The sequence below is a fragment of the Kosakonia sp. S57 genome (assembly GCF_016516575.1).
Lineage (GTDB): Bacteria > Pseudomonadota > Gammaproteobacteria > Enterobacterales > Enterobacteriaceae > Kosakonia > Kosakonia cowanii.
Window position 1 is genome coordinate 137,642 of record NZ_JACVUL010000001.1, and the last position, 24,275, is coordinate 161,916.

The following is a 24,275-nucleotide window of genomic DNA, read 5'->3' on the forward strand; positions in this document are numbered from 1 at the left end:
ATCACATTTTTTTCTTAGGTGCTCAGCAGAATTGCAGGCAGAATCAGGCGGTGCAAACCAGCGCATATCGCTTCGCATAATAATGGGTGCTTGCCTGCCGCACCGCCCCTTCAGTACTGGAAAGGTGAATAATGGATAAAGTTGATAGTCGTCACTCCAGGGATGTGCCGCAATTAATGCTGTCGGTACTGTTTTTAGCCCTGATGATCATTGCCTGCCTGTGGGTGGTGCAGCCGTTTGTGCTCGGCTTCGCCTGGGCGGGAACCGTGGTGATCGCCACCTGGCCTTTGCTGCTGCGCCTGCAGCGATTACTCTTCGGCCGCCGCTCGCTGGCGGTGCTGGCGATGATGCTGCTGCTGATCCTGCTGTTTATTATCCCGGTCGCCCTGCTGGTCAATAGCCTTGTCGACTCCAGCGGCACGGTGATCCACGCCGTGACCAGCGGCGTCTCCTCACCGCCGGATCTGGCATGGCTGAACAGCATTCCGCTGGTGGGCAGCAAGCTCTACGCCGCCTGGCACAGCCTGCTCGATATGGGCGGTAGCGCGATTATGGCGAAGCTGCGCCCCTACGTCGGGACCACAACAACGTGGTTTGTCGGCCAGGCCGCGCATATTGGTCGCCTGATGCTGCACTGCGGCCTGATGCTGCTGTTCAGCGCCCTGCTTTACTGGCGCGGTGAGCAGGTGGCAGAGGGTATTCGCCACTTCGCTTTCAGGCTGGCGGCCGAGCGCGGCGATGCTGCGGTGCTGCTGGCAGGCCAGGCGATCCGTGCCGTCGCGCTCGGCGTGGTGGTGACGGCGCTGGTGCAGGCGGTGCTGGGCGGTATCGGGCTTGCTGTCTCCGGTGTGCCTTACGCCACCCTCTTTACGGTGCTGATGTTGATGACCTGCCTGATTCAGATCGGTCCGCTGCTGGTACTGGTACCGGCAATTATCTGGCTCTACTGGAGCGGTGATTCGACGTGGGGAACGGTGCTGCTGGTATGGAGCGCAGTGGTGGCAACGCTTGATAACTTTATCCGCCCGGTGCTGATTCGCCTCGGGGCCGATCTTCCGCTGATCCTGATCCTCTCCGGCGTTATCGGCGGCCTGGTAGCCTTTGGCATGATTGGCCTGTTTATCGGCCCGGTGCTGCTGGCGGTCTCCTGGCGTCTCTTCTCCGCCTGGGTTAACGAAGTCCCGGCACCGAAGACGCCCTCAGACGACGCGCTGGCGCAAGTCGACGATTTAGACAACCCTGCCTGATACCGTTAAGGCGGGGTAGCCCGCCTTAATAATCATTAAGCATTGCTTATCATTTTAACACCGCTATATCACCCATCCTGTATAATCTCCGGTATATCGCCTCTTTTGCAGCATATATTCTTTACCTGCGTTTAACTAATGAGACGAATCTGATCGACGCAAAAATTCCGCATGCCTACTATAAGAGCACGGTTATAAATCAACACCTTGATTTATAAGCATGGAAATCCCCTGAGTGAAACAACGAATTGCTGTGTGTAGTCTTTGCCCATCTCCCACGATGGGCTTTTTTTTATCCTTTTTTTATTGATAGCGCTGATAAAAAAGAAACCCGCTTTGCATAGCGGGTTTCGTCTGAAATTAGCGACTTACTTCACAATTACTCATCATTCGCCATCGCTGCGGCAACACTTTTGTCTGCCCGGTTACCGTCACGGTTGCGCGCCCGCGAATGTCTGCCGATGAGGCGCCAATCTGCAACTCAAACTCGCCAGGCTCGACAATGCGCTTTCCGTCCCGGCGGGTGAAGTTGAGCATATCAACCGGTAGCGTGAAGGTGAGCGTCGCCGTCTCACCGGGGCTTAACGCCACGCGCTGAAACGCTTTTAACTCCTGCACCGGTCGCACCATCGAGGCGACGTTATCGCGCGCATAGAGCTGCACCACGTCGCTGCCGCTGCGTTCGCCGACATTTGTTATCTTCACGCGCAGCGTGATCTCGCCGTCAATATCGACCTGACTGGTCGCCAGCTCAGGCTCGCCGTAGGCAAACTGCGTCCAGCTCTGGCCATAGCCGAAGGGGTAGCGAGAGCCAAAGTGGAAGGCGAAAGGCGTCCCGCCGCTCTTCAATTTATGGTTGTAGTAATAGGGCATGGCGCCCGCGCTTTTCGGCACGCTCACCACCAGCCTGCCCTGCGGCTCCGCGCGCCCGGTGAGCACATCGGCAATTGCCCATCCGCCCTCCTGACCCGGTGCCCATGCCATCAGCAGGGCAGCGACGCGCGTTTCCAGCCCCTGCAGGTTGTACGGACGCCCGCCGGTCATCACTACTACCACCGGCTTGCCGGTTTCTACCAGCGCCTCCAGCAACTGCTGCTGGACGCCGGGCAGCGTCAGGCTGTCGGTGTCAGAGCCCTCACCGACCGTGCCACTCTGAAACAGGCCAGCGAGATCGCCCACGCAGGCAATCACTACCTCACTCTCTTGCGCCGCGCGTACCGCGTCAGGAATCAGGCTTATATCCTTTGAGACCGGCGACGCCTGCATCGGTTTTCCTGAGGCATCGCCCGGAAAGACCGGCGCGCCCGCCATCCGTTTTTCAATGATATGGCAGCCCTTGGCGTAACGAACCTGCGCCTCGCCAAGGGTCTGGCGCAGGGCGGCAAGCGGTGTGGTGACCTGCGACGTCTCCTCCAGCATATCGCTAATAATCAGATGCACCGGGAAGCTATAACCGCTCAACAAAGCCAGCGGATCGTCCGCGGTCGGGCCGATAACCGCCACCTTCGGCGCGCCGCTCAGGGGGAGCACGCCGTTATTCTCCAGCAGCGTCAGCGAGCGGGTCGCCACCTCGCGTGCCACTTGCCGTGTCTCCTCCGCTTGCAGAACAATCTTCTGTTCGTCGCTGTAGGGGTGTTCAAACAGGCCGAGACGGAACTTCACTGACAGCAGCCGCGCGACAATCTCATCCACTTTTTCCATCGAGATCAGACCGCGTTCCACCGCCTGCGCCAGATGGCGCGCGCAGTCATCTTTTGGCAACTCAACATCAAGCCCGGCGTTAAAGGCCAGCGCCGCCGACTCGGCGGCATCGTGAGTGACGCCGTGATGCTGGTGCAGCAGGCTGACGCCGCCATAATCGGCAACAATAATCCCCTCAAAGCCCCACTGTTCGCGCAATACGGTAGTGAGCAGGAAATGATCGCTGTGGCCCGGCTGGTTATCGATATCGTGATAGGCGGGCATCACCGATCCGGCATTGGCGCACTTCACCGCCATCTCAAAGGGCAGCAGGAAGGTGTCGTTAAGCTCGCAAAAACCGAGATGCACCGGCGCGTGGTTGCGCGCCCCTTCACTGAATGAGTGGCCGACATAGTGCTTGAGCGTCGCCAGCATATCGCCCTTCTCGCCCTGCAACCCCTCGACGTAGGCGCAGGCCATCACGCCGACCAGCCATGGATCTTCGCCAAAAGTCTCCTCCGTGCGCCCCCAGCGTACATCGCGCGAGACATCCAGCACCGGCGCCAGCCCCTGTTTACAGCCGGTCGAGCGCGCTTCATCACCAATGTGTTGCGCGGCGCGTTTAATCAGTGCCGGATCCCACGTCGAGCCGTAGTTGAGTGAGGAGGGAAACAGCGTGGCATCTTTACAGAGCAGCCCCACCAGACACTCCTCATGGAACAGCGCCGGAATGCCGAGGCGCGTCTCCTCCATCAGCGTTTTTTGCAGCCGGTTGGCGGCACGTACACCCTGTTTCGCCTCGACAATATGGGTGCCCAGCGGGCGGGTAATTTGCCCGACGCCGAGTTTCAGCCGCTCCGCCAGCGCCTCCTGCGCGCTTACTCCGGCAAATTCATCGCTTAAATCGGTCCGCTCGCGGTGGTCGCCCTCCTCTGAGAGCACCAGCCACAGCCCGTGCATCTGGGCGAACTTCTCCTCTGGCGTCATGCGGGCAAGAAGATCGGCCACGCGCTCGGCGACGGGGCGGTTTGCGTCTTTGTAAATTGCGGTCATCGGGTCACTCCTGTGTTACTGAGATCCGGGGTGGTTTGCGCGTCGGCGGCTTCATTACTGCCACCGCGTTTTTGCAGAAGCTCTTGTGCGATGCTGTCGGCGACGCTGCTGTTGAGTTTGTAACGGGTCAGCAGCAGCACCATGCAGATAAATAACAGGCAGGGAATCAGGGTAAACAGCGCATTGATGGTGGTAAGCACGGTTGCGCTCTGCTGAGCCTGGTTCGGAATATAGTCAACCGCACCGAGCACCCAGCCCACCACTGCGCCACCGAGGGCAAGACCAAATTTAATGGCGAAGAGCGCGGTGGAGAAGACCAGCCCGTCGAGGCGGCGTCCGCTGCGGTGCTCTTCATAATCCACCACGTCGGAGAACATCGTCCATTGCAGCGGCGTGGTCAGGTTCTGAATAAAGCTGAAGACAATATTGAGGGTGAAAATAAGCCACACCTGCGATGGCGGAATGATAAAGATCAGCGCGGCAAAGATAACGAAAGTAATAATCGTCCACTGGTAAGCGCGCACGCGATCGAATTTACCGAGTAGACGTGCCGATAATAGTGCGCCGGTGAGTGAAGCCAGCATGCCGGAGACAATAAAGGTGAAGACCATTTCCGGGCGCAGTAACACATATTTGACGTAATACATGGTGGCTGAACCGCGGGTCACGACGGCGGTCAACAGCAAAATATTAAACAGGAAAACAATGCGCCATTGGCTATTTGCTGCCAGCAGCTTGAGATCGCCTATCATCGAGCCGGAAGTGTCATTACGCGGCGTAAAGCGTTCGCGGGTCATAAAGAAACAGCTAAAGAAGAGCACAATCCCTAATACGCCCATCATGCTCATGGCGTAGAAGTAACCCTTCTGCACGTTACCATCGCCGAGGTGCGCCACCAGCGGCAGGGCGATAACGGTAACAATCAGCCCGCCGATAAACGACAGGCCAAAGCGCCAGGATTGCAGCGAGTGGCGCTCGTGCGGATCCATGGTCAGCGCGCCGGGCATGGCGCAGTAAGGCACGTTAATCGCGGAGTAGATAAAGCTGAGAATGGCGTAAGTGACGCAGGCATAAATAATTTTCGCCGTGGCGCCCGCCTCCGGTACATAGAAGGTGATAACGCAGCTGACGCCGAAGGGAATAGCAAACCAGAGCAGCCACGGGCGAAAACGACCATGACGTGTTTGCGTGCGATCCACCAGCGCGCCGATACAGGGATCGACAAACGCATCAATAACGCGAACGACTAAAAACATAGTGCCCATAATGGCGGCGGGTAAACCAAAAACATCGGTATAGAAATAGGCGAGAAATAGCGTCGCCGTTTGCCACACCAGGGCGCTTGCCATATCGCCGAGGCCATAGCCTATTTTGTCTTTCGTACGCAGGACAGAGGAAATTGTCATTGTTATTAGCCTTGTGAGGTGAAAAATTATTTCATCCTGGTGCGTTATTTCTTATCGCACCGCTCACTACAGGCTCAAGTATTAGAAGAAGGCAGCATCGGAACAATTGCAATAATTGCCAGGCTTTTTACGTTTTTTAGTTATTGTGATCGGCCACATATTCGCGGCTGAAATAAAAAAATCCCCGACATTGTGCCGGGGATTTTGTTTTCGCCGTTATTTTTTCAGTTCGGCGAGGCTGAGCCAGGTTTGCACCACCGTATCCGGATTGAGCGACAAACTGTCGATGCCCTCATCCATTAACCACGCGGCAAAATCCTCATGGTCGGACGGCCCCTGGCCGCAGATGCCGACATATTTGCCCTGCTTTTTCGCCGCGCGGATGGCCATCGACAGCAGCGCTTTCACCGCCTCGTTACGCTCATCAAACAGCTCCGACACCACACCGGAGTCGCGATCCAGGCCGAGTGCCAGCTGGGTCATGTCGTTTGAGCCGATGGAGAAGCCGTCAAAGTGCTCGAGGAACTGCTCTGCCAGCAGCGCGTTCGACGGAATTTCGCACATCATAATGATCTTCAGCCCGTTCTCGCCGCGCTTCAGCCCCTGGCGCGCCAGCTCATCCACCACCGCTTTCGCCTGGTCAACGGTGCGCACAAACGGGATCATGATCTCGACGTTGGTTAGCCCCATCTCGTTGCGCACGCGTTTTACCGCTTCACACTCCAGCGCAAAGCAGTCGCGGAAGCTATCTGCCACATAACGGCCCGCGCCACGGAAGCCGAGCATCGGGTTCTCCTCTTCCGGCTCGTAGCGCTCACCGCCCACCAGGTTAGCGTATTCGTTAGATTTGAAATCGGAAAGGCGCACGATAACGCGCTTCGGCCAGAAGGCTGCGCCGAGCGTCGCGATCCCCTCCGTCAGGCGACCGATATAGAACTCAACCGGCGAATCGAAACCCTTCATCATTTCGCGGATTTCGTTTTGCAGCTTCGGCTCCTGGTCGTCAAACTCCAGCAGCGCGCGCGGGTGCACGCCGATCATGCGGTTGATGATAAATTCGAGACGCGCCAGCCCGACGCCTTCGTTTGGCAAACAGGCGAAGTCAAAGGCGCGATCCGGGTTGCCGACGTTCATCATGATCTTCAGCGGCAGATCCGGCATGGTGTCGACGCTTGAGCTTTTCACGCTGAAATCGAGCAGTTCAGCATAGACATAGCCGGTGTCGCCTTCAGCACAAGAGACCGTCACTTTTTCGCCGGTTTTGATGCGATCGGTGGCATCGCCGCAGCCGACCACCGCCGGAATACCCAGCTCACGGGCGATAATCGCCGCATGGCAGGTGCGCCCGCCGCGGTTGGTGACGATCGCCGCCGCTTTTTTCATGATCGGCTCCCAGTCCGGGTCGGTCATGTCGGTGACCAGCACATCGCCAGGCTCGATCAGGTTCATCTCGCTGATATCGTGGATCACTTTCACCGTGCCCGCGCCGATGCGGTGGCCGATGGCGCGCCCCTCGGCGATGATCTTGCCCTGCGCATGCAGAGTGTAGCGCTCCATCACCTGGCCGCGCGAGCGCACGGTTTCCGGACGCGCCTGCACGATAAAGAGCTTGCCAGTGTGGCCATCTTTCGCCCACTCGATATCCATCGGCCGGCCATAATGTTTTTCAATCTGCACCGCCTGTTTCGCCAGCGCCTGCACCTCCTCATCGGTCAGGGAAAAGCGATCGCGCTCGGCCTGCGGCACATCTTCAATCTGCACCTGCTTGCCATGCTCCTGATTCGGCGCATAGACCATGCGGATTTTTTTCGAACCCATGGTGCGGCGCACAATCGCCGGGCGATCATTGGCGAGCGTCGGCTTATGCACGTAGAACTCATCCGGGTTGACCGCGCCCTGCACCACCATTTCACCCAGCCCAAACGCAGAGGTGATAAACACCACCTGGTCGAAACCGGATTCGGTATCAATGGAGAACATCACACCCGAAGAGGCGAGATCGGAGCGCACCATGCGCTGCACGCCCGCCGAGAGCGCCACGCCACGGTGGTCGTAACCCTGATGCACGCGATAGGAGATGGCGCGATCATTAAAGAGGGAAGCGAAGACATGCTTAATCGCCACCAGCACGGCGTCATAGCCCTGCACATTGAGGAAGGTTTCCTGCTGACCGGCAAACGAGGCGTCCGGCATATCTTCTGCGGTGGCGGAGGAGCGCACGGCAAACGAGGCCTCTGCGTCATCTGCCGAAAGTTGGGCGTACGCTTCATGTACCGCCTGTTCCAGCGCGGGCGGGAACGGGGTATCCACAATCCACTGGCGGATCTGCGTCCCGGCTTTCGCCAGTTCGGAGACGTCGTCGATGTCGGTTTTATCAAGCAGTTCATAAATACGCTGATTTAAACCGCTCTGTTCGAGGAACTGATTAAACGCGTCGGCGGTGGTCGCAAATCCATTCGGTACGGAGACGCCCATACCGGAAAGATTAGTAATCATTTCACCCAGGGAGGCATTTTTGCCTCCAACTCTGTCTACATCATTCATGCCGAGTTGGTCATACCAAAGCACCAGCGGTGACGAGCCATTGTTGGACATCGAGACAATCCTTTTGTGATATATGAAGGGGTACATAACGTCTTACAGCGTTTTTTATCCTGGCATAATAAATTGCGTTGAAAAAACGGTGAATCGTGTAAGCAATTAGCCTTAGCGGTTTTTCGGACAGATACCCATCAATTAATGGTGACCAGGTTAATTCTCAATACCCCGGCGATTCGCGTACTTCCCGGTGTTAAAAAATGAACCGTACAGTTCATTAAAAATAAAAACGGTATTTCATTTTAAAATGAGATAAAGGTTATACGCAGTGGCAGGCTTTTTAATTTAAGCTTTCAGATAATTGCGCATCACACTCAGGATGGGATTAATGGACAACGCAGTCGATCGTCACGTGTTTTATATTTCCGATGGAACCGCTATCACCGCTGAAGTATTAGGCCATGCGGTGATGTCGCAATTTCCGGTTGCCGTCAGCAGTATCACCCTGCCCTTCGTGGAAACCGAGAGCCGCGCCCGCGCGGTCAAGGAGCAGATAGATGCGCTCTATCAGCAGACCGGCAATCGCCCGCTGGTCTTCTACTCGATTGTGTTGCCGGAAATCCGCGCCATTATTTTGCAATGCGAGGGGTTCTGTCAGGATATCGTGCAGGCGCTGGTGGCGCCGCTGCAGCAGGAATTAAAACTCGATCCGACGCCGATTGCCCATCGTACCCATGGCCTGACGCCGGGAAATTTGACCAAGTATGACGCGCGTATCGCCGCCATTGATTACACACTGGCGCACGATGATGGTATTTCGTTGCGCAACCTCGACCAGGCACAGGTGATTTTGCTCGGCGTCTCCCGCTGCGGTAAAACACCCACCAGCCTCTATCTGGCGATGCAGTTCGGTATTCGCGCCGCGAACTACCCCTTTATTGCGGATGATATGGATAACCTCGGCCTGCCTGCCGCGCTGAAGCCGTTGCAGCATAAACTCTTTGGTCTGACCATTAATCCTGAGCGCCTTGCCGCCATCCGCGAAGAGCGCCGCGAGAACAGCCGCTATGCGTCGTTACGCCAGTGCCGTATGGAAGTGGCCGAAGTGGAAGCGCTTTACCGCCGCCATCAAATCCCCTGCCTTAACAGCACCAACTACTCCGTTGAGGAGATTGCCACCAAGATGCTCGATATGATGGGATTAAGCCGCCGCATGTACTAATAAGCTAGTACATGAATGCATTCTGCGCTATCATCCTTCCCACTGATGTGTTGCGCCCCGTAGCAGGCTTGTTTTCAGCCGCGATTGGTTTATGGTGAGCGCATCACTTCCGGCACTTTTGCCGCTGAAGCCCCTAATTTCGAGATCGTTAATGAACAAAACAGATGAACTTCGCACCGCGCGTATTGATAGCCTGGTGACGCCTGCGGCGCTGGCACAGCGCTATCCTGTCAGCCCGGAGGTCGCCGCCCATGTGACGGCCTCACGGAGACGTATAGAAAAAATCCTTAACGGTGAAGATCGCCGCCTGCTGGTGGTTATCGGCCCCTGCTCTATTCACGATCTGGATGCGGCGATGGAGTATGCCCGCCGCCTGCAAGCTCTGCGCACGCAGCACGAGGCGCAGTTAGAGATTGTGATGCGCACCTATTTTGAAAAACCGCGCACGGTGGTCGGCTGGAAGGGGTTGATCTCCGATCCCGATTTGAACGGCAGCTATCGCGTGAATCACGGTATCGAACTGGCGCGCAGGCTGCTGTTGCAGGTCAACGAACTGGGTGTGCCGACCGCCACCGAGTTCCTTGATATGGTGACCGGCCAGTTTATCGCCGATCTGATTAGCTGGGGCGCCATCGGCGCGCGCACCACCGAAAGCCAGATCCACCGCGAAATGGCCTCGGCGCTCTCCTGCCCGGTGGGCTTTAAGAACGGCACCGATGGCAATACCCGTATTGCCGTGGATGCGATCCGCGCCTCTCGCGCCAGCCATATGTTCCTGTCACCGGACAAAGATGGTCAGATGACCGTCTACCAGACCAGCGGGAACCCGTGGGGCCATATCATTATGCGCGGCGGTAAGCAGCCAAACTTTTACCCGCAGGATATCGCCAATGCCTGCGACACGCTGCGCGAGTTTGATCTGCCGGAGCAACTGGTGGTCGACTTCAGCCATGGCAACTGTCAGAAACAGCATCGCCGCCAGCTTGAGGTGTGTGATGAGATCTGTGCGCAAATTCGCAATGGTTCAACGGCCATTGCCGGTGTGATGGCGGAGAGTTTCCTGAAAGAGGGAACGCAAAAAATCGTTGCCGGGCAGCCGCTGATCTATGGTCAGTCGATCACCGATCCGTGCCTTGGCTGGGATGACAGCGTGCTGCTGCTGGAAAAACTGGCCGCCGCCGTCGCCACGCGCGGTTGATCCAGGCTCATCTGCGAACCAGGCAGAGGTTACCTACAGATTTTAGGGGGATCGGCGCGATCTCCCTGAAACGCACTTGCCTCACCGCGCTGTTTATCGATAATAATTCTCATTGTTGATTTACCGTTAAGCGCGACTTTGCCTATGGATAGCCCCGCCACGCCCACCAGCCCGCACGAAAAACCGGATCAGATTCAGGCCGACGATCGGCATATCACCAGCCAGGCGCTGCTCGGCGAACAGCGCCGTGTTGTGATTGAGCATAACGGGCAGCGCTATTTGCTGCGCGAAACCCACGCCGGCAAGCTGATCCTCACCAAATAAACTAGCTCGAGCAGCTTACTTCCAGCCGTTTGCCCCAGTCCGGCGGACGGCGGGCATAATCATCGCTGCGATCGCTAAAGGGCTGGCGCAGGATCTCATGCAGCCTTTCCAGCTCTGCCATGTCGCCCTGCTCCGCCGCATCGATGGCGCGCTGCGCCAGCCAGTTGCGCAACACCACCGCCGGGTTAACGCTCTGCATCTGCTGCTGCCGTTGCGCATCGTCAATCCCCTCCTGCTGGAGGCGCTGGCGATAGGTGGCGAACCAGTTATCAAACGCACCGCGATCGATAAACTCATCGCGCAGCGGCGAGTCCGCACTCTGCTGCTCGGTATGGCTTAACATGCGGAAGGTCCGCGTGTAGTCACTCCCTTCCCGCGCCATCAACGCAAACAGCGTGTTGAGGATCTCGTTATCCCCCTCTTGCGGCACAAACAGGCCGAGCTTGCTGCGCATCAGGCTGCCATACTCCGTCAGCAGCGCGGTCTGATACTCATCCAGCGCCCCATTCAGGGCATCGACGGCAATAAACGGCGAGAGGGACTGCGCCAGGCGTTGCAGATTCCACTGCGCCACCACCGGCTGGTTTTCAAAACTGTAGCGCCCCTGGTAGTCAGAGTGGTTGCAGATAAACGCCGGGTTGTAGTCGTCGAGAAAACCATACGGCCCGTAATCCATCGTCAAACCGAGGATCGACATATTGTCGGTGTTCATCACGCCGTGGGCAAAACCGACCGCCTGCCAGCGGGCAATCATCACGGCAGTACGCCGGACCACATCGCGGAACCAGGCGACGTAGTGGTCAGGCTCCTCCTGCAGATGCGGCCAGTGATGGCGAATGACAAAATCGGCCAGCTCGCGTACTTTCTCAGGCTGACGACGATAGTAGAAGTGTTCGAAATGGCCGAAACGGACATGGCTTTCCGCGATGCGCATCAGCATCGCCCCCTGCTCGCGGGTCTCGCGCATCACCGGCGTGTCGCTGGTGACAATGCTTAACGCACGAGTGGTGGGAATGCCGAGATAGTGCATCGCTTCTGAGGCAAGGCTTTCACGAATGGTCGAACGCAGCACCGCGCGGCCATCGCCCATGCGCGAGTATGGCGTCAGCCCGGCACCTTTCAGGTGCCAGTCGCGGGTTGAGCCATCCGCCAGCTGCTGTTCGCCGAGCAGAATGCCGCGCCCGTCGCCCAGTTGCCCGGCCCAGACACCGAACTGATGCCCGCTATAGACCTGCGCCAGCGGCGACATGCCGGGCAGCAACGTTTCGCCGCCCCAGACGCCAGCGCCGGATTCAGGGTGAAAGAGCGCCTCGGGTATGCCGAGGGTTTCAGCCAGCGGAGCATTACGCCAGATAAGGCGTGCGTTGCTGAGCGGAGTGGGCATTAACGCGGTGTAGTAATCTGGCAGTTCATCACGCCAGCGAGTAGTAAAAGTCAGGGTCATAGATCCTCCAGCCTTTTAGTGTAGTGCCTAACGCGGTGTTTAAACACCGGGCAACACAAGGGCTATGGATGGATCAGTGACGTCAGCTGCGCGGCGGTAACCGCAGGCCAGAGTGCGCCTTGCATGGCGCTGAACTGAAACGCCCTTGCGCGCTTCAGCGACGGCTCATCATCAATGCCGGCAATCATCACCGCATCGCAATAGGGTTCAACCTGCGAAATGATGGCGCGCATAAAGGGTTCGAAGGCAAGCGTAGATAAACGTTGGTGAATAAAGTTTTTATCCAGCATGACCCGTTTAAACAACCCGTCAAATACCGCTCTGGTTGACGCAGCGCCAACGCCAAAATTCCACAGCACCAGCGGATATTGTTTCGCCAAAAGAGACAGAGTTTTGTTCTCTTTTCCGCTATTGAGATCTGGATAATTCTCATTGATGGCTAATTCAAGGCACGGGAATTTTCTTACCTGCGCCGCCAGCGTGTCATCCGTCAGTAATTGCTCGGTTATTTCCGGAGAAATATTAATCCAGGCGGTAAGGTGATGCTGAATTAAAAAGAGCTGGCAGGCTTCAATTAGCGCCAGTTGCTCAGTAAACAGCGTCACTTTTTCTGCATTCGTCAGGCGCGGCAAAACCAGCTCTGTCGGGGCGCGGACGGTGCTGTCCTTTCCAACAAAGTTAACGATAATTTCGACACCCTGAAGCACTCCGTTACCGTTTCTTGCCGGGAGTAATAAAAGCTCAGAGCGATAGCTGTAATCGAGTGAAACTATCATTTTGCCAGCCCCGCATTATGGGTGAAATCCGGCTTCAACAAAGCTGTTTGACAATATTCCATATTTACTGATTTTAATGAGATTGGCTTCATTTTTTTCCCGTTCTATTTTTCTACCCTCCCCTCCGTTGTTATTCGTTGGCTCCCGCATTCTCTTGCCCCCTGGCGGTGAGTTGCGAACAAGCATAATTAAACTTTAAAAAATGAATTAGTGGAAACGTCCTGGTTTATATGAAAATGTTCCGCTGCCGCAAACAAAAAAAGGGAGGCCTGCATTACGCGCGCTCCCTTTTTTCTCTGTCTGTCGATGCCGCGTCAGATACGTCGCGCCTGCCAGAAATTTTTGCGCCAGTAGACATTATCCAGCGAAGAGCGCATCACGCCCCGGCTGGTTGAGGCGTGAATAAAGGCGTTATCAGTGTCGTAGATGCCGACGTGAAGCCCGCTCTCGCCAGAGCCGGTTTTGAAAAACACCAGATCGCCTGGCAGCAGATCCTCTTTATCTATCTCGGTGCCAAGCTTCGCCTGTTGACGCGTTTCACGCGGCAACTGCAGCGCGAATTTGTCGCGGAAGGTCATCATCACAAAGCCCGAGCAGTCGACGCCTGAACGCGCCATTCCGCCATAGCGATAGGGCGTGCCGCGCCATTCGCTCAGTTGATCGTTCAGGTTGGCGATCACCGTAATCGAGTCCGACAGCCGTGGGTTAGGCGGGGGGGCGCGATGAGAACTACATCCTGCAAGGAAAAGCGCTGCCGCCAGTAAAAACCAGATACGCATTCTGCAATACGCCTCGTTATCTCTTTTTATCGGATTAATCTACAGTGGGAGCGCGAGTCGTGGCAAGTCTCCATTGCGTCACACGGTCGGGATCAGCATTCGGTGGCCTTCCACCTCAACCTGCTGGAAAGCCATGCCGTAGGCGTCAGCCAGATGCGCAGGTGTCATTACCTCCGCTTTGGTGCCGCTTACCAGCAACTCTCCCTCACGCAATAGCCATACCTGGTGGGCCTGTCGCAGGGTATGATTCAGATCGTGGCTGCTCATCACTACCGAAATACCAGCGCTGACCAGCTCGCCAATTACCCCATCCAGCGCCGCCTGTTGTGCCACATCAAGGCTGTTCATCGGTTCATCGAGCAGCAACAGCTGCCCGCGATCGTTGCCCTGCGGATGGATCTGCAAAATCACCGCCGCCAGCCGCACCCGCTGCCATTCGCCGCCGGAGAGCTGGTTGGTTGCCCGCGCCAGCTTATCCTGCAGGCCAAGCTGACCGGCAATATGGGTCAGCAGGGCGTGCTGGCTTTTATCAGGCTGATGCAGCGACAGGTAGTGCCACACGGGTATGGCAAACGGTGCACTCTGCTGTTGGGCCAGGTAGGCGCGATGCCGTGCCAGCGCCGTCGCCGACCACTGCTCAAGGGGTTGGCCGCCAAAAGTTATCTTACCCGGCCCGCCGGAAAGCCCGGCGATACGTGCGAGCAACGTGCTCTTCCCTGCCCCGTTCGGCCCGACAAGATGCACGATCTGCCCGGGGGGCAGCGACACGCTTATCGGTGCCAGCCTGCCTGGCTCAGCAACCTGCTGCAGCTGCATCAGCATCGACATTACTTCGAGACGGCCTGCTTAATGGCGTTGACCAGCAGCGGATCCTCCGGCGTCATATCGGGTGAAAAACGCTGAATCACCTGGCCGTCGCGGCCAATCAGGAATTTTTCGAAGTTCCACAAAATATCGCCCGGTGCCTGCGGTGCGCGGCCTTTGCTGACCATGCGCTCATAAAATTCGCTGTCTGCCGGGGCAAGCGCTGTTGGTGCGGCAGCAATCAATTTTTCATACAGAGGATGACGCGCGTCGCCATTGACGTCGATCTTGCTGAACAGCGGAAAGGTGACGCCATAGGTGGTGCTACAGAAGGTTTTGATCTCCTCTTCCGAGCCCGGCTCCTGGCCAAGAAACTGGTTGCACGGGAAGCCCAGCACGCTAAAGCCTTCCCCTTCCCACGCTTTCTGCAGGTTTTCCAGCTGCTCGTACTGCGGCGTCAGGCCACATTTTGACGCGACGTTAACCACTAAAAGCACCTTGCCGCGCCAGGCGCTGAGCGAGATCTTTTCGCCATCAATAGTGGTAACTTCGGTATCCAGAATATTCTGTTGCATAACATCCCCTTAATGAATGTGATGGTTGCCGGGCTTAGCGCCCGACCCTCAATAATAGCCAGATAAACACCGGCGCACCTAGTGTTGATGTTACAACGCCAATCGGCAGCTCTGCGGCGCTAAGCGCGAGGCGCGAGACAATATCCGCAAACAGCAACGCAACCGCGCCCGCCAGCGCGCAGCCCGGAAGCAGAACGCGATGATCGCTTAAGCCACATAAGCGCAAAATATGCGGGATCACAAGCCCGATAAAGCCAATAGCCCCGGCAATCGCCACGCTGACGCCTACCATCCAGCCGGTGGCCGCCACCAGCAGATTACGCCATAACCAGAGCGGCAGCCCGAGCTGGCGGGCGGAGATTTCCCCCAGCGCTAACACGTTCAGCGCCGTGGATTGCAGGCAGATCCACACCATCACCGGCAGAAGTGCTGCCATCAGCCAGCCCTGCTGCCAGTCGACGCCGCTGAAGCCGCCCATCATCCAGTACATCAACTGGCGTAAATCGAGCGAGGTAGAGAAGTAGACCGCCCAGGTCATTAAGGCGGTACAGATAATGCCGAGTGCGACACCAGCCAGCAGTAAGCGGCTGGTGGAAAGATGGCGGCGCGCAAAGCGCAGCAGGATAAGCGTAACCATTAATGCGCCGGCAATGGCGCAGAGACCGAGCGCCCAGTCGGGCAACATCCCGCCGCCGAGAAACACTGCCGCAACAAGGCCTACGCCCGCGCCGCTCGATACGCCAAGCAGGCCTGGCTCTGCCAAAGGATTTTCAAACAGCGCCTGCATGGTGGCACCACACAGCGCCAGCGCAGCACCCACCAGCAGCACGGCAAGAGTGCGCGGTAAGCGTATCTGCCAGACAAAAAGCTCACCCTCAGGAGTGAACCAGCGATTGGGGGCTATCCACTGCTCGCCTGCGCAAAGACTTAAGGTGAGCGCAAGCAGTAACAGCAGCGCCAGCGCGCCGAGCCAGCGGCGGTTGCGTTGCTGTTGAAGATGGGCGTATGCCAGCATGGTTTCACGTTTACTCATCAGCCAGGTGACTGATTCTAAGAGGGATAGCGGATGCTGAAAAGAAAAAAGGCCGCGAGGCGGCCTTTTTGGTTAATGCAAAATCATTCAGCTTTGGGCGAAGCGTTTTCGACGCGGCTCTTTAACTTCTGGCCGGGTCTGAAGGTCACCACGCGCCGTGCTGTAATGGGAATATCTTCGCCGGTTTTTGGATTACGACCCGGACGTTGATTCTTGTCACGCAAATCAAAGTTGCCGAAGCCGGAGAGTTTGACCTGCTCACCATTTTCCAGAGCACGACGGATCTCTTCGAAAAACAGCTCTACCAGCTCTTTTGCATCCCGTTTGCTAAGCCCGAGCTTATCAAACAGATATTCTGACATTTCAGCTTTTGTAAGCGCCATAGGTTCAATCCCTCAATGATGCCTGGAATCGCTCTTTTAATGCCTCTACACATCTGGCAACGGTAGCGGCAATCTCCTCTTCTTCGAGTGTACGGCCGGTATCCTGAAGGATCAGACTGATGGCAAGGCTTTTCGACCCTTCCACGACGCCCTTACCGCGGTACACGTCAAACAAGTTTACGCCAACTACCTGATTTGCGCCAACTTTCTTACATTCAGCCAAAACATCTGCTGCGGGTACATTTTCATTGACCACAACAGCGATGTCGCGGCGGTTCGCCGGGAAGCGAGAAATCTCCTGAGCCTGAGGCACGGCGCGGTCTGCAAGGGCATTCCACTCCAGTTCAAACACCAGCGTGCGGCCATTCAGATCAAGCTTACGCTCCAGCTCCGGATGCACCACGCCGATAAAGCCAATGCGCTTATCTTTCAGATAAATCGCGGCAGATTGACCCGGATGCAGCGCCGGATTGGTCTCAGCGCGGAACTCGATAGCGCCTGTTTTGCCGGTCAGCTCCAGCACAGACTCCAGATCGCCTTTCAGATCGAAGAAATCAACGCTGTTTTTCGCGAGGTCCCAGTGCTCTTCATAACGGTTACCGCAGATAGCACCCGCCAGCATCACATCCTGACGGATGCCGAGGTTCGCCTGGGTATCCGGCACAAAACGCAGACCGGTTTCGAAAATACGCACACGGCTCTGCTGACGGTTCTGGTTATAGACAATGGTGCCCAGCAGACCAGTCCACAGTGAGAGGCGCATCACCGACATTTCGCTGGAGATCGGGCTTGGCAGCACCAGCGCTTCTTCGCCCGGGTGGATCAACTGCTGCAGTTTCGGATCAACGAAGCTGTAGGTGATCACTTCCTGGTAGCCTTTGTCGTTAAGCATAGTTTTCACTCGCTTAAGGGACAAGTTGGCTTCGCGATGTTCGCCCATGATCAGCCCGGCCTGTACTGGCTCGTCAGGAATATTGTTGTAACCGTAAACACGGGCAACCTCTTCCACCAGGTCCTCTTCGATCTCCATATCGAAACGCCAGCTCGGCGCGACCGCCAGCCACTCATCCTGGCCTGCGGTGACTTCGCAGCCAAGGCGGGTCAGAATATCGCTCACCTGCTCATCGGCAATGTGATGACCAATCAGGCGGTCCAGCTTGCTGCGACGCAGACGGATGGTGGCGCGTTTCGGCAGAGAGGCTTCATTAGTCACGTCAATGACCGGGCCCGCTTCACCGCCGCAAATATCCAGCAACAGGCGCGTGGCGCGCTCCATCGCTTTATACTGCAACTGCGGATCGACGCCGCGCTCGTAGCGGTGAGAAGCATCAGTGTGCAGACCGTGACGACGCGCACGACCGGTAATGGAGAGCGGGTTGAAGAAAGCACACTCCAGCAGAACGTTTTTCGTTTCGCTGTTTACACCGGAGTGTTCCCCGCCGAAGATACCGCCCATTGCCAGCGCATTTTTCTGGTCAGCAATGACCAGCGTGTCTGTGCTCAGCTTCGCTTCGTTGCCGTCGAGCAGCACCAGCGTTTCGCCCTCTTTCGCCATACGCACCACGATGCCGCCTTCCAGGCGATCGCTGTCGAAAGCGTGCATCGGCTGGCCGAGCTCAAGCAGAACGTAGTTGGTGACATCGACTACCGCATCGATTGAACGAATGCCGCAGCGACGCAGCTTCTCTTTCATCCACAGCGGCGTCGGCGCGCTGACGTTGATACCTTTGACCAGGCGGCCCAGGTAGCGCGGACAGGCCTCTTGCGCTTCCACAACGATCGGCAGCGTATCGTTAATGGTGGCGGCAACCGGTGCGATTTCTGGCTCGTTCAGCGGGGATTTATTCAACACTGCAACGTCGCGAGCAACACCGATAATGCCCAGGCAGTCGGCGCGGTTTGGCGTGACGCTGATTTCGATAGTGTTGTCGTCAAGCTTCAGGTATTCACGAATATCGGTGCCAATCGGCGCATCTGCCGGCAGTTCAATGATGCCGTTGTGATCGTCGGAAATACCGAGTTCGGAGAAGGAGCAGAGCATCCCTTCAGAGGGTTCGCCGCGCAGTTTCGCCGCTTTGATTTTGAAATCGCCCGGCAGTACCGCGCCGACGGTCGCAACGGCCACTTTCAGACCGAGACGGCAGTTTGGCGCGCCGCAGACGATATCCAGCAGGCGATCGCCGCCCACGTTCACTTTTGTTACTCGCAGTTTGTCGGCGTTCGGGTGCTGAGCGCACTCCATCACTTCGCCAACCACTACACCATGAAACGCACCGGCGACCGGTTCAACGCCGTCCACTTCCAGGCCGGCCATGGTGATCTGCCCGGAGAGCGCTTCGCTATCAACCGCTGGGTTCACCCATTCGCGTAACCACAGTTCACTGAATTTCATTGTTTCGCCTGCCCTTATTTAAACTGTTTGAGGAAACGCAAATCGTTTTCGAAGAATGCGCGCAGATCTGTCACACCGTAGCGCAGCATGGTGAGGCGCTCCATCCCCATGCCAAACGCGAAGCCGGAGTAGATTTCCGGGTCGATGCCAACGTTACGCAGCACATTCGGGTGGACCATGCCACAGCCCAGCACTTCCAGCCATTTACCGTTTTTACCCATCACATCCACTTCGGCGGAGGGTTCGGTGAACGGGAAGTAGGAGGGACGGAAGCGGATTTGCAGATCCTCTTCAAAGAAGTTACGCAGGAAGTCGTGCAGCGTCCCTTTCAGGTTGGTAAAGCTAATGTTTTTATCAACGATCAGCCCTTCCATTTGATGGAACATCGGGGTGTGGGTCTGATCGTAGTCGTTACGGTAGACGCGGCCCGGAGCAATAATGCGGATCGGCGGCTGCTGATGCTCCATGGTGCGGATCTGCACACCTGAGGTCTGCGTACGCAGCAGACGCGTGGCGTCGAACCAGAAGGTGTCGTGATCGGCACGTGCCGGATGGTGGCCCGGAATGTTCAGCGCGTCAAAGTTATGGTAATCGTCTTCGATCTCCGGCCCGGTGGCGACGGTAAAGCCCAGCTCGCCAAAGAAGCTCTCGATACGATCGATGGTACGGGTCACCGGGTGCAGACCGCCATTTTCAATACGACGGCCCGGCAGGGAGACATCGATGGTCTCAGCAGCGAGGCGGGCATTCAGCGCAGCGCTTTCGAGATCGTTTTTGCGCGCGTTCAGCGCTTGCTGAACCTGCTCTTTCGCTTCGTTGATTACCGCTCCGGCAGCCGGGCGCTCTTCTGGCGGCAGCTCACGCAGGGTGGTCATCTGAAGGGTCAGATGCCCTTTCTTACCCAAATATTCGACGCGTACGTTGTCCAGCGCGGCGACATCTGAGGCATCGTTAATGGCTGCCTTCGCACTGGCAACCAGCTCTGCGAGATGTGACATGGTTTTCCTCGTTATATGACGATATTTACACGCGGCAGATACAAAAAAAGCCTCCACAAGGGAGGCTTTCTGGCGCTGTTTTCCGTTTCTTCTTTCACGCGCAAGCCCCCTGGATTCAGGTGCTAAAGTAAAAAAAGAAGCGGAAAATAGCAGCATTCATGCTTGCATTACCTTAATCGGCTACGTGGCGACGATGGGCTATTGAAAACGCATCACGGCAAAAAGTCAATGTATTGATACTGTTAAAGCAAAAGAGGGAGCCAGGCTCCCTCTCTTAAACTGGCTTACGCCAGAGCTGCTTTCGCTTTTTCAACCAGGGCAGAGAATGCCACTTTGTCGAATACGGCGATGTCAGCCAGGATCTTACGGTCAATTTCAACAGAGGCTTTTTTCAGGCCGTTGATGAATTTGCTGTAAGAAATACCGTTCTGACGTGCTGCTGCGTTGATACGTGCAATCCACAGCTGACGGAACTGACGCTTTTTCTGACGACGGTCACGATAAGCGTACTGACCAGCTTTGATAACAGCCTGGAAGGCAACACGGTAAACGCGTGAACGCGCGCCGTAGTAGCCTTTAGCTTGTTTCAAAATTTTCTTATGACGTGCACGTGCAATCACACCACGTTTTACGCGAGCCATATGCTCTCCTGTATATTCTAATTAAAAAGTTAAAAGGTTAACGACTTATGCGTACGGCAGGCACGCGATGACCAGGCCCAGATCGCCTTTAGAAACCATGGCTTTCGGACGCAGGTGACGTTTACGCTTGGTAGCTTTTTTGGTCAGAATATGACGCAGGTTAGCATGCTTGTGCTTAAAACCACCTTTACCGGTTTTTTTGAAGCGCTTAGCAGCACCGCGTACGGTTTTGATCTTTGGCATTTTTCAATTTCCACTTCGCATTGTTAATAAACGAAACAAAGGCGAACTAAACCCGCGAGCACGAGGCCCACAGGTTTAATTACTTGATGGCCTTACTGTTTCTTCTTAGGAGCAAGCACCATAATCATCTGGCGGCCTTCGATCTTCGTAGGGAAGGATTCGACAACTGCCAGTTCGACCAGATCTTCTTTCACGCGGTTAAGCACTTCCATACCGATCTGTTGGTGGGCCATCTCACGACCGCGGAAACGCAGTGTGATCTTGGCCTTATCGCCCTCTTCAAGAAAGCGAATCAGGCTGCGGAGTTTTACCTGATAGTCGCCTTCATCTGTACCAGGTCGGAATTTGATTTCCTTGACCTGAATAACTTTTTGCTTCTTCTTCTGTTCCTTAGAAGATTTGCTCTTTTCATAGAGGAACTTGCCGTAGTCCATTATACGGCAAACGGGCGGCTCGGCGTTAGGGCTAATTTCAACTAAATCAACCCCGGCTTCTTCAGCTTTTTCCAGAGCTTCTCGCAGACTCACAATACCAAGCTGCTCGCCTTCCAGACCAGTTAAGCGAACTTCCAGGGCGCGGATCTCGCCATTAATACGATTGGGACGCGCCGTTTGAACTCGTTTTCCGCCTTTAATACCTTATTCCTCCAGTTGTTTAAGACTGCGGCTGCGAATCTCTTGTTGCAGCTTCTCGATAACTTCATTTACGTCAAGGCTACCCAGGTCTTTACCGCGACGGGTACGCACAGCAACTTTGCCGGCTTCAACCTCTTTGTCACCACAAACAAGCATATAAGGGACACGACGTAAAGTGTGCTCGCGGATTTTAAAGCCTATCTTCTCGTTTCTCAAGTCTGCTTTTACACGAATGCCTGCATTTTGCAGTTTCTCGGTCAATTCGTTGACATATTCAGACTGTGAATCAGTGATGTTCATGACCACTACCTGCACCGGCGCAAGCCAGGTTGGGAAGAAGCCTGCGAACTCTTCAGTCAGGATGCCGATAAAGCGCTCCAGTGACCCAAGAATTGCGCGATGAATCATAACTGGAACCTGACGCTCGTTGCTTTCGCCCACATAAGAGGCGTTCAGACGAGCCGGCAGGGAGAAGTCCAGCTGTACCGTTCCGCACTGCCATGCACGATCGAGGCAGTCATACAGGGTAAATTCAATTTTCGGACCGTAGAATGCGCCTTCACCCAGCTGATATTCAAATGGGATATTGTTCTCTTCCAGCGCAACTGCCAGATCCGCCTCAGCACGATCCCACATCTCGTCACTACCGATACGTTTCTCGGGACGGGTGGAGAGTTTGACAACGATCTTTTCGAAGCCAAACGTGCTGTACATATCGTAGACCATACGGATGCAGGCGTTCACTTCATCGCGAACCTGCTCTTCCGTACAGAAGATGTGCGCATCATCTTGCGTAAAGCCGCGCACACGCATCAGACCGTGCAACGCGCCCGAAGGTTCATTACGGTGGCAGCTACCGAACTCCGCCATACGCAGCGGCAGGTCGCGGTAGGATTTCAACCCCTGGTTGAAAATCTGCACATGTCCCGGGCAGTTCATCGGTTTGATGCAGTATTCACGATTCTCCGAAGAGGTCGTAAACATAGCATCTTTATAGTTGTCCCAGTGGCCGGTTTTTTCCCACAGCACACGGTCCATCATAAACGGGCCTTTAACTTCCTGGTACTGGTACGCTTTCAGCTTAGAGCGTACAAACGTTTCCAGTTCACGGAAAATGGTCCAGCCATCGTTGTGCCAGAATACCATACCCGGCGCTTCTTCCTGCATATGGTACAGGTCAAGCTGCTTGCCGATTTTACGGTGGTCGCGTTTTGCTGCTTCTTCCAGACGCAGCAGATAGGCGTTAAGCGCTTTTTTATCTGCCCATGCGGTACCGTAAATGCGCTGCAGCATCTTGTTGTTGCTGTCGCCACGCCAGTAAGCGCCCGCCGTTTTCATCAGTTTGAAATGGTGGCAGAAACGCATATTCGGTACGTGCGGACCACGGCACATATCGACGTATTCTTCATGATGATACAAGCCAGGCTTATCATCATGGGCAATATTTTCATCAAGAATGGAGACTTTGTAGTTTTCACCGCGTGCGACAAACGTTTCACGCGCTTCCTGCCAGCTCACTTTCTTCTTGATAACGTCATAGTTGGATTCGGCGAGCTCGTGCATACGTTTTTCGAGCGCGTCGATATCTTCCTGAGTCAGGGTGTGGTCGAGATCAACGTCATAATAGAAACCGTTGTCGATAACCGGACCAATCGCCATTTTGGTGTGCGGCCATAGTTGCTTGATCGCATGGCCCAACAGATGCGCACAGGAGTGGCGGATAATCTCCAGCCCTTCCTCATCTTTTGCGGTGATGATAGCAAGGTTTGCATCACTGTCGATGATATCTGAAGCATCGACCAGTTCACCGTTGACGCGCCCGGCAATGCAAGCTTTCGCCAGGCCAGGGCCAATATCAAGCGCGACATCCAGGGGACTTACGGCGTGGTCATAATGGCGTTGACTGCCATCAGGAAGCGTAATTACAGGCATTTCATTTCCTTAATTTGCAGTGGTGCGCCACACGAAAGAGCACATGCAAAATGAGATTTCAAAGATATAACAGCCGCTTAGATAAGTTTTCTCGCTTCACTCTGCGGAATATGTATCGAACGGTAATGACCGCACTTTACCCTTACCCGCTGCTGTTAAGTACCCGACAATAGTACACATTTGCACTCGGCGTTGAAAGGGCTAGTGTGGCGCGGATCGTTATTGCGCCCTTTTTCGGCTCTATTGGGGAGTAAGTCGCCATTCAACTGTGCTGGCGCAAGGAAGGTATTATCTGATTTTGCTTTGCCATCTTGACACAACAGGGGTGGAAGCAGTCTATTTGGCTTCCCATTAACCCCTAACCCACTGATAAATCATGGTAATAGTTTATATCTTAGCCATTGTTCTGCTGATTGCGATTGTTTTTTTTGCCTTTTATAAACACAGCAAAGTGAAATATTCACAAACCCTACCGGTTTCCCCGAGAAAACGACGCTAGGGCTTTCGCTTCTCCCGGGCACGCAGCAATGCGTGCCCTGTTGAAACCCGGCTCAGGCGTCGAAACCCAGTGCGCGAATCACCTCTTCCATCGCCGCTTCGGTCAGTTCGGTACGTTTAATTCTCTGATTAGCCAGCATGGTTCTTACCACACCCGCAATAACAATATGCTTAGGCTCCTGTCCCAGGTCACGCATCTCAAGCACCACCTTGCCCACCACCCGGCACATCTCATCGTATAACGCCGCATCATTCAACTTGCCCATATCGCCCCACTTTTTTCATTAGAAAGCCTTGAGTAAAACGCAATCTATCCTTATCCCCATTGCCTGTAAGTGTGCCACAACACAGCAAATCTATAGCGGAAATGTAAAAGCACTTGTTTTTTATACAGTTGCACAAAGTTAAATTTCCTTATCGATTTACCTTAAAGAAACTCACTCCTGTTGCCGATAAATAGAGCATTCGTGGTTT

22 protein-coding genes, 1 other RNA gene and 1 other annotated feature are annotated in these 24,275 nt (G+C 55.4%); of the genes, 5 read left to right on the forward strand and 18 right to left on the reverse strand.

The annotated features are described in order from the left end of the window. Window positions 1–131: 131 nt before the first annotated feature. Together ydiK and rprA are read left to right on the forward strand one after the other, a co-directional pair. Entirely contained in the window at window positions 132–1,247 is a 1,116-nt protein-coding gene (ydiK, locus tag IAE48_RS00690; protein ID WP_200133131.1) for an AI-2E family transporter YdiK, read from the forward strand. Window positions 1,248–1,435: 188 nt separating this feature from the next. Further along, window positions 1,436–1,543: antisense sRNA RprA (gene rprA / locus IAE48_RS00695), an RNA gene on the forward strand. Between the two features lie 64 nt (window positions 1,544–1,607). Here rprA and IAE48_RS00700 read toward each other — a convergent pair. The 3 genes from IAE48_RS00700 to ppsA form a co-directional block, all read right to left on the reverse strand. Then, complete coding sequence (locus IAE48_RS00700) at window positions 1,608–3,980, reverse strand: glycoside hydrolase family 3 N-terminal domain-containing protein (RefSeq protein ID WP_200133132.1); 2,373 nt, start codon at window positions 3,978–3,980, stop codon at window positions 1,608–1,610. Continuing rightward, window positions 3,977–5,386 (reverse strand): MFS transporter, encoded by a 1,410-nt coding sequence (locus IAE48_RS00705; RefSeq protein WP_094420031.1) that lies wholly within the window; start codon window positions 5,384–5,386, stop codon window positions 3,977–3,979. The genes IAE48_RS00700 and IAE48_RS00705 overlap by 4 nt, the downstream gene beginning before the upstream one ends. Before the next feature lie 216 nt (window positions 5,387–5,602). Continuing rightward, window positions 5,603–7,981, reverse strand: coding sequence for a phosphoenolpyruvate synthase (gene ppsA, locus IAE48_RS00710; protein WP_139964866.1), 2,379 nt, complete (start codon window positions 7,979–7,981; stop codon window positions 5,603–5,605). 331 nt (window positions 7,982–8,312) lie between these two features. Between ppsA and IAE48_RS00715 the strand changes: the two genes are divergently transcribed. The 3 genes from IAE48_RS00715 to hemP all read left to right on the forward strand — a co-directional run bounded on the left by IAE48_RS00715 (window position 8,313) and on the right by hemP (window position 10,668). Further along, on the forward strand, window positions 8,313–9,146 hold the full coding sequence (locus IAE48_RS00715; protein WP_042718155.1) for a pyruvate, water dikinase regulatory protein: 834 nt from the start codon (window positions 8,313–8,315) through the stop codon (window positions 9,144–9,146). A gap of 151 nt (window positions 9,147–9,297) precedes the next feature. Beyond that, complete coding sequence (gene aroH / locus IAE48_RS00720; protein WP_076769756.1) at window positions 9,298–10,344, forward strand: 3-deoxy-7-phosphoheptulonate synthase AroH; 1,047 nt, start codon at window positions 9,298–9,300, stop codon at window positions 10,342–10,344. 144 nt (window positions 10,345–10,488) lie between these two features. Next, entirely contained in the window at window positions 10,489–10,668 is a 180-nt protein-coding gene (gene hemP / locus IAE48_RS00725; protein WP_124968482.1) for a hemin uptake protein HemP, read from the forward strand. 1 nt (window position 10,669) lies between these two features. On the opposite strand, the gene selO is transcribed toward hemP, so the two are convergent. The 15 genes from selO to fumD all read right to left on the reverse strand — a co-directional run bounded on the left by selO (window position 10,670) and on the right by fumD (window position 24,067). After that, window positions 10,670–12,112: a protein adenylyltransferase SelO gene (selO, locus tag IAE48_RS00730; protein WP_200133133.1), complete on the reverse strand. Its 1,443-nt coding sequence runs from the start codon at window positions 12,110–12,112 to the stop codon at window positions 10,670–10,672. A gap of 62 nt (window positions 12,113–12,174) precedes the next feature. Beyond that, window positions 12,175–12,888 (reverse strand): EAL domain-containing protein, encoded by a 714-nt coding sequence (locus IAE48_RS00735; protein WP_094420086.1) that lies wholly within the window; start codon window positions 12,886–12,888, stop codon window positions 12,175–12,177. A 314-nt stretch (window positions 12,889–13,202) separates the two neighbouring features. Further along, a complete protein-coding gene (locus IAE48_RS00740) occupies window positions 13,203–13,667 on the reverse strand; it encodes a C40 family peptidase (RefSeq protein WP_042715841.1) in 465 nt (154 codons plus the stop codon). Between the two features lie 78 nt (window positions 13,668–13,745). Beyond that, complete coding sequence (btuD, locus tag IAE48_RS00745) at window positions 13,746–14,495, reverse strand: vitamin B12 ABC transporter ATP-binding protein BtuD (RefSeq protein WP_042715842.1); 750 nt, start codon at window positions 14,493–14,495, stop codon at window positions 13,746–13,748. After that, complete coding sequence (locus IAE48_RS00750; protein ID WP_094420087.1) at window positions 14,495–15,046, reverse strand: glutathione peroxidase; 552 nt, start codon at window positions 15,044–15,046, stop codon at window positions 14,495–14,497. The genes btuD and IAE48_RS00750 overlap by 1 nt, the downstream gene beginning before the upstream one ends. A gap of 34 nt (window positions 15,047–15,080) precedes the next feature. Continuing rightward, window positions 15,081–16,061: a vitamin B12 ABC transporter permease BtuC gene (gene btuC / locus IAE48_RS00755; protein ID WP_200133284.1), complete on the reverse strand. Its 981-nt coding sequence runs from the start codon at window positions 16,059–16,061 to the stop codon at window positions 15,081–15,083. A gap of 101 nt (window positions 16,062–16,162) precedes the next feature. Further along, window positions 16,163–16,462, reverse strand: coding sequence for an integration host factor subunit alpha (gene ihfA, locus IAE48_RS00760; protein WP_006820203.1), 300 nt, complete (start codon window positions 16,460–16,462; stop codon window positions 16,163–16,165). Between the two features lie 4 nt (window positions 16,463–16,466). Continuing rightward, the gene (gene pheT / locus IAE48_RS00765) at window positions 16,467–18,854 is read right to left on the reverse strand and encodes a phenylalanine--tRNA ligase subunit beta (protein WP_200133134.1); all 2,388 of its coding nucleotides are present in this window, start codon (window positions 18,852–18,854) and stop codon (window positions 16,467–16,469) included. Window positions 18,855–18,868: 14 nt separating this feature from the next. Beyond that, window positions 18,869–19,852, reverse strand: a complete 984-nt coding sequence (pheS, locus tag IAE48_RS00770) for a phenylalanine--tRNA ligase subunit alpha (protein ID WP_023481633.1) — start codon at window positions 19,850–19,852, stop codon at window positions 18,869–18,871. Window positions 19,853–19,892: 40 nt separating this feature from the next. Continuing rightward, window positions 19,893–20,017: a sequence feature (Phe leader region), on the reverse strand. Then, window positions 19,968–20,012 carry a pheST operon leader peptide PheM gene (gene pheM, locus IAE48_RS00775; RefSeq protein WP_001386830.1) on the reverse strand — a complete coding sequence of 15 codons (45 nt, stop codon included), beginning with the start codon at window positions 20,010–20,012 and terminating at the stop codon, window positions 19,968–19,970. It overlaps the preceding feature by 45 nt. A 119-nt stretch (window positions 20,018–20,136) precedes the next feature. Continuing rightward, window positions 20,137–20,493, reverse strand: coding sequence for a 50S ribosomal protein L20 (gene rplT, locus IAE48_RS00780; protein WP_007374646.1), 357 nt, complete (start codon window positions 20,491–20,493; stop codon window positions 20,137–20,139). Between the two features lie 45 nt (window positions 20,494–20,538). Further along, window positions 20,539–20,736: a 50S ribosomal protein L35 gene (gene rpmI, locus IAE48_RS00785; RefSeq protein ID WP_001124225.1), complete on the reverse strand. Its 198-nt coding sequence runs from the start codon at window positions 20,734–20,736 to the stop codon at window positions 20,539–20,541. A 92-nt stretch (window positions 20,737–20,828) separates the two neighbouring features. Next, window positions 20,829–21,371: a translation initiation factor IF-3 gene (gene infC, locus IAE48_RS00790; protein WP_071789579.1), complete on the reverse strand. Its 543-nt coding sequence runs from the start codon at window positions 21,369–21,371 to the stop codon at window positions 20,829–20,831. Between the two features lie 3 nt (window positions 21,372–21,374). Beyond that, entirely contained in the window at window positions 21,375–23,303 is a 1,929-nt protein-coding gene (gene thrS, locus IAE48_RS00795) for a threonine--tRNA ligase (protein ID WP_094420089.1), read from the reverse strand. Between the two features lie 551 nt (window positions 23,304–23,854). Further along, on the reverse strand, window positions 23,855–24,067 hold the full coding sequence (fumD, locus tag IAE48_RS00800; RefSeq protein ID WP_042715883.1) for a fumarate hydratase FumD: 213 nt from the start codon (window positions 24,065–24,067) through the stop codon (window positions 23,855–23,857). Window positions 24,068–24,275: the final 208 nt, after the last annotated feature.